This window comes from Pedobacter sp., assembly GCF_035566355.1.
In the GTDB taxonomy this organism is placed as follows: domain Bacteria; phylum Bacteroidota; class Bacteroidia; order Sphingobacteriales; family Sphingobacteriaceae; genus Pedobacter.
On record NZ_DATMRL010000098.1, the window covers coordinates 1 to 5,350 of the forward strand.

General features: G+C 38.8%; 8 protein-coding genes. 6 read left to right on the forward strand and 2 right to left on the reverse strand.

The genetic code is table 11. From position 1 onward, the window contains the following. On the forward strand, positions 1-1,071 hold a 1,071-nt coding region (locus VNZ46_RS03810; RefSeq protein WP_325558772.1), incomplete at its 5' end, for a DMP19 family protein. Positions 1,072-1,077: 6 nt separating this feature from the next. On the opposite strand, the gene VNZ46_RS03815 is transcribed toward VNZ46_RS03810, so the two are convergent. Then, positions 1,078-1,605, reverse strand: a complete 528-nt coding sequence (locus VNZ46_RS03815; protein WP_108554808.1) for a hypothetical protein — start codon at positions 1,603-1,605, stop codon at positions 1,078-1,080. A gap of 17 nt (positions 1,606-1,622) precedes the next feature. Further along, positions 1,623-2,399 carry a M15 family metallopeptidase gene (locus VNZ46_RS03820; protein ID WP_108554807.1) on the reverse strand — a complete coding sequence of 259 codons (777 nt, stop codon included), beginning with the start codon at positions 2,397-2,399 and terminating at the stop codon, positions 1,623-1,625. 134 nt (positions 2,400-2,533) lie between these two features. Here VNZ46_RS03820 and VNZ46_RS03825 point away from each other — a divergent pair, with 134 nt between their 5' ends. From VNZ46_RS03825 to VNZ46_RS03845, 5 genes are all read left to right on the forward strand, one after another. After that, complete coding sequence (locus VNZ46_RS03825) at positions 2,534-3,208, forward strand: hypothetical protein (protein WP_325558774.1); 675 nt, start codon at positions 2,534-2,536, stop codon at positions 3,206-3,208. Positions 3,209-3,276: 68 nt separating this feature from the next. Next, a complete protein-coding gene (locus VNZ46_RS03830) occupies positions 3,277-3,720 on the forward strand; it encodes a GNAT family N-acetyltransferase (protein ID WP_325558775.1) in 444 nt (147 codons plus the stop codon). A gap of 48 nt (positions 3,721-3,768) precedes the next feature. Beyond that, complete coding sequence (locus tag VNZ46_RS03835; protein ID WP_325558777.1) at positions 3,769-4,230, forward strand: hypothetical protein; 462 nt, start codon at positions 3,769-3,771, stop codon at positions 4,228-4,230. A 307-nt stretch (positions 4,231-4,537) separates the two neighbouring features. After that, on the forward strand, positions 4,538-5,140 hold the full coding sequence (locus VNZ46_RS03840; RefSeq protein WP_325558778.1) for a helix-turn-helix domain-containing protein: 603 nt from the start codon (positions 4,538-4,540) through the stop codon (positions 5,138-5,140). Positions 5,141-5,155: 15 nt separating this feature from the next. After that, positions 5,156-5,350: hypothetical protein (locus VNZ46_RS03845; protein ID WP_325558779.1), on the forward strand; the 195-nt coding region annotated here is incomplete at its 3' end.

A 5,350-nucleotide genomic window follows, 5' to 3' on the forward strand; every position in this document is an offset into this window, starting at 1 on the left:
TTGATCACATTATTACTGTTTGCAGGCAGAACCACAGGACAAACTCCAGGTTTTAAAGAACCGACACCGAAGGAAGAATTCATCATTGAGCTCGCAGATGAGTGTTTTAATACCAATACATACAGTCCATCCCAGCGATTAGCGATTTATCCGTTCAACAAGGCCAGGAGCATTAAACTAATTTCTTTTAAAGAGGATGGGTTCATTCCAGTTCAAAAGAAAATTATTGATTATTCAAAAGTGCTGGAAAGTCATGTTCTCGGCGCTGATGAAACTAATGAATTGACCAAGATTTTATATAATATTGGTTACAATCCTCATATCAGGCCCATATTCCGCATAGAATCAAATTACAAATGTTATGAACCTAGAAATGGTATTTTATTTCTGGACGCAGCAGGAAAAGCTTTTGAATTTATTGAAATATGTTTTGAGTGTCACCGTACTAAAGCTTCCTCAAAAAAAGTAATTGAGGGTACCTTTTGTGGCCAAAAAATCAGCTTGATAAAGGATTTTTTCTACCGGGCAGGCATTCAATACGGAACCTCTTCAAGGTATGGTAAAACAACGTATGCTGAAATTCTAAAGTTAGATTCTGTTGAGATGCTTCAGGCGCTTCAGGAAAAATTAGACGATAAGGTAATCAATGGCGACAATCTTGAACAGCTCAATGCTATGGAAAAAAAGCTGATGATTCTTTTAAATTCAAGGGCATTATATCGTGCTGATATTCAAAATAGTGGTTTCGCAACGTTTTATTTTAAATATAATGGAGGTTTTTACCCTCAAACCGCAGCCTTACTTGCAGAAATTGGAGCAACTGAAACACTTGCCGCCTTTAAATTTTCCTTAAAGCAATGGCCAGGAGGAATCATTCCTTCCAACAGGCCAGCCAGACTAAAACTGCTTTTAGAAATTGCAGACAAGGCTGTTCCAAAATGGAAAGACATAGAAAAGGGCCTTTACACTTATAAAATGGATACAAACGTACAGGTGTTAACCTATAAGGAAGATCTGGATGCTTTGATATTTAACTATATCATGGCTCATAAAAACGATCTGCAAGATTAGCCATTCTTAATGACCACGAACGGTAACTGGATGCTCTTCTGACGGAATATGCTTATATATTGCTCCACTAGCTAAATCCTTCAAATAGCTCACTTGCATATTTTTGTTGTAGAAAATTTTTAACGACAGGGTTCTCTCTCCCTTGAGTATGACAACGCCATTTGAAATTTCCGCATCGTAGTAACCAACCCTGGTGATCTTTTTAGGAATATTGATTTCCGGAACAGCTTTGCCCGGCTTTGATTTTTTTAGTGTTAATGGCTCAAGGCTATATTCACCATTAATTTCGGTTTGCCCGTAAGTCAGCTTAATCAATTCTTTAAAAACGGTATTGGGTTTAAGGGTGGTATCTGCATTCATTTTCCATTGGAATAAAATCGGTAATGCATACTGCCGCAGCGAAAGTGTATCCCTGGAAAATTCTACGATACTCTCTTTGAGTGGCGGAAGTGGAATGGGCCGTGCTTTTTTCTTTTGACTGTAGCTGCTGAAGTGAAGGCATATCAAAGCTAAAAAAATGATTAAGTTTTTCATGGTTGATTTTTTGGTGACTATAACAATTTTGCAATTTCAAAATGCATGCCATCTGGTCTGCTGAAGTGACCTCCCCAATAGAATCCGAGTTCATTAGCGGCTGGAACAAGTTCTCGCACACTTCCTGTATTGCCGACCAGTGCGGGGAGTGTATGGAATTTGTTCCATTTTTCGTTGATGTCGAAGGCGGTGCCAAAGGCATGGTTGCTGAGCACGGTTCTGCTGTTTCTTTCGAAGCGTGGCTCGTAGGATCCCTCCCATGATTTAACCACGTCGAGCATTCCGTCTCGCTCCCACCTCGCCCAAAGGGCAATAAGCTGATCTTTTGCTGCTTTATGGAATTGAACTTCTGGTCTTTTGAGTATGCCCTTTAGTTGTGGAATACTTACAGTGACGATATTCTGTGCCCAGTTATTGGTGATTTTGATGTGTTCGGGATTATCTGGCTGGGGTTGGGAAATGTACTCCATTTTTCCGAACATTTGTTGCCTGATGGAATTGCTGTTTACGGAAGGGAAATTTGGTTTTGGCGGCCAGTTGGCGCTTTCTTTTATATCGCGATCGTCCTGGACTTTATTGAAGCCTTTGAGCATGGCGGCTCCGTAGGTATTATTTCCTACTATTCCATCTACTTTAATGCCGCTTAGCTTTTGAAATGCGACGGTGCCATCATAAGTATGCTGGCCGAATATTCCATCGGCAATATCGGAATAGAGGTTTTGACCGGACAGAAAGAATTGCCAGTCTTTTACAGCTGGCCCGCTGCTTCCTCTTTGTATAAGTTTTAGTGCCATGAGTGTATGCGTTAGTTTACTATTACAATATCGGGATAATTATTTTAAAGGAAACCAGGTTTATGAACTTCTTCAATAGCCTAGTCAATTTCTCCAAAACCTATTATATTTAGGGATAATTAACCAGACTCCAGATGAAAGCCAAAATATTCTCATGTGAACGATGCATAGGATCTACAGAACTGCATGTGGGTGATGAAAGTATGGGCGGGCTGTATGGTGATTTTTTACCAACAGATGCTTACTACAAGTATGTTCAAAAAGCGGTTTGGAAATTTTGGTCGGCAGGCAAGCCTGATTATGATCAATGGGAGGCATTGAAGCTGAGTGTTCAGTTGGAAAATGGTTATTTTCTTTTTGCTGCCGGCGGGTTTACTATTCATGATGTAAAGGAGGTTTTAGATGAGGCAAAAAGAATTGATATCGCGGGGGTAGACAGGCATGTATTGGAGGATTTCTTTCTGGAGAAGGAACCGAGGCCTTTTCTTGAGGAGCCTTGGGAACCGGTTTCCATTGAGGAAAAACTGGCCTATGAAAAGGAGGTAAAAAAAGAGGTGGGTGTTTACAGATCGTTTTTTGGTTTTTATAGCCTCTGGCCAAACGAACATGATTTAGTGGGTTTTGAGTTGTCGGCCTTGGGCTTTGATCAGAGAAGTCATGATGTGCTGTTTGTGACCAGGAAAGAGGATGACAGCAGGGAGTTTGCGGTGGTGCATTTGACCTGGAGGGGGTCGAAGGAGGTGAAGGGTTATCCTCAGGTGGAGTTTTATAAGAGTTTTGACGAGTTTAGAAATACATATACATCATAATATATTGATAGCAAAATATCAATCTGAAATGCTCACAGCTATTTGTTAAAGTTTATAAGTTCGTAAATATGATTTTTAGAGTTGCGGAAATTTCTGATGTTAAACAGATGCAAGTGGTGAGGCATTTGGTGAAAGAGAATACGCTGAGCAATCCGGATCTTGTTCCTGATAAAGATGTGATCTTCTACATTTCCGAAAAAGGAAAGGGCTGGGTTTGTGAGATAGAGGGCAAAGTGGTGGGTTTCTCCATTATTGACCTAAGGGAAAAGAGTGTTTGGGCATTGTTCGTAGATCCGGAGTTTGCGGAAAAAGGGATTGGAAAGGAACTGCATAGACTGATGATGGATTGGTATTTTGAACAAACCAAAGACAATGTTGAATTGGGTACAGCACCGAATACACGTGCAGAGCGGTTCTATCATCTTCAGGGTTGGACCATAGTTGGCAATTATCCTAATGGTGAGGTTAAATTTGAATTGAGTTACCAGAGATGGGTTCAGGGTAAATATTAAACTATGGCTATTTTAAAAAAGATACAAGATAACGAGTTGTATTTATATATGAACGGCAACCTTATTTACAAACGTTGGCTTGACCAGGGATATTCTAAAGTATTTGATGTAATGGCCTACGATAAGTATACCTTAGCAAGCATTCGGGATTTAGAATATGAGCATAAGTTATCAGATCTTATACTTATAAGAGCAGAGGTTAGACTTAAAACATCGGAAGAAGGGGGACGGAAATCGGGCTTTATCAGCGGATACAGACCCAATCATGTATTTGAATACAATGAAGACGGGGATTTTCTTCGAACCTTTATTGGTGACATTGTTTTTGATGACCAACCGACAATTGAACCGGGCGAAACGAGATCTGTACTCGTCAGATTCCTAATCCAACAGCCAATTGAGAAATATCTGAATATAGGGCGTAAATGGTGGATACATGAGGGAGCACGCCTTATTGGTGAAGCAGAGATCATTCATATCCAGGATACAGAACCATCATCAAAAAAGTAATGGAGATCTAAGTCACCTGCTAAAGCAAAAATTTTCTCAATTTAAAGGACTGCATTAAACCACATTTATAAGATGTCCAATCATCACTTATCCTTATTTAACCCCCTCAGACATGAATGTCGTAAATATGCCGTAAACAAGTCGCAAAGAAAAAACAGCGTTTAGACATACCTTTACGGTGCAAATAGTTGTATTCTGAAACCATTATAGGTAAAACAAATGAAACCATGATGTGCAGCATACAAGCCGATATGAATAAAATCGGATAGCACATGATAGCTTCATAACCTCTAAAAAAAATATACTAATGAAAAACAAAGAATTAGCGCAGAAAATTAAAGAGCTACGTATCCGTAAAGGATTTAGCCAGGAACAGTTAGCTGAAACCGCTCAAATTAACCTGAGAACAGTTCAAAGAATTGAAGGTGGTGAAACTGAGCCGAGAGGCGATACACTGAAACGGATAGCGAATGCGCTTCAAGTTACTCCTGATGAATTGATAGACTGGACGGAACAAGAAGACAACAAGTTTTTAGCTTGTCTAAACATTTCTGCATTGAGTTTCATTGCCTTTCCTTTATTGGGGATAATCATTCCTCTTGCCATTTGGATTTTAAAGAAAGACAAAATTAGAAACACAAACGAGATAGGAAAGCGACTGTTGAACTTTCAAATTTCATGGTGCTTGACATTATTTTTAGGGTATGCATTTGTTATCTTCAGTAAGATATTCGAAATAGAAATCCCGTTTCCAAATATTTCTTTGCTTAATTTCAGTGGAGTGGAATTATTGCTATTTATGGTCCCTGTTCTTTATTTGATGAATGGAGTACTTATTGTTGTTAACAGTATAAGGAGTTATAATGGCAAAAACGTCTTTTATAAGCCTGCGTTTAGATTTTTAAAATAATTCAAGACAAACACAATGAACTGGATCATACGAGATAGCGATAAAATAGAGTTTCACACTCACTTAAATATCATACTAAGTCCTATAATTGATGATATAAAAGAGATGAACTGGTTGATATCCGATCTTGAATACCACAATACAATTCCTATTGAAAATTTGCCTGTTGACTATGAACAAGATTACTTCATATTGTCGTCTGAGCAATTT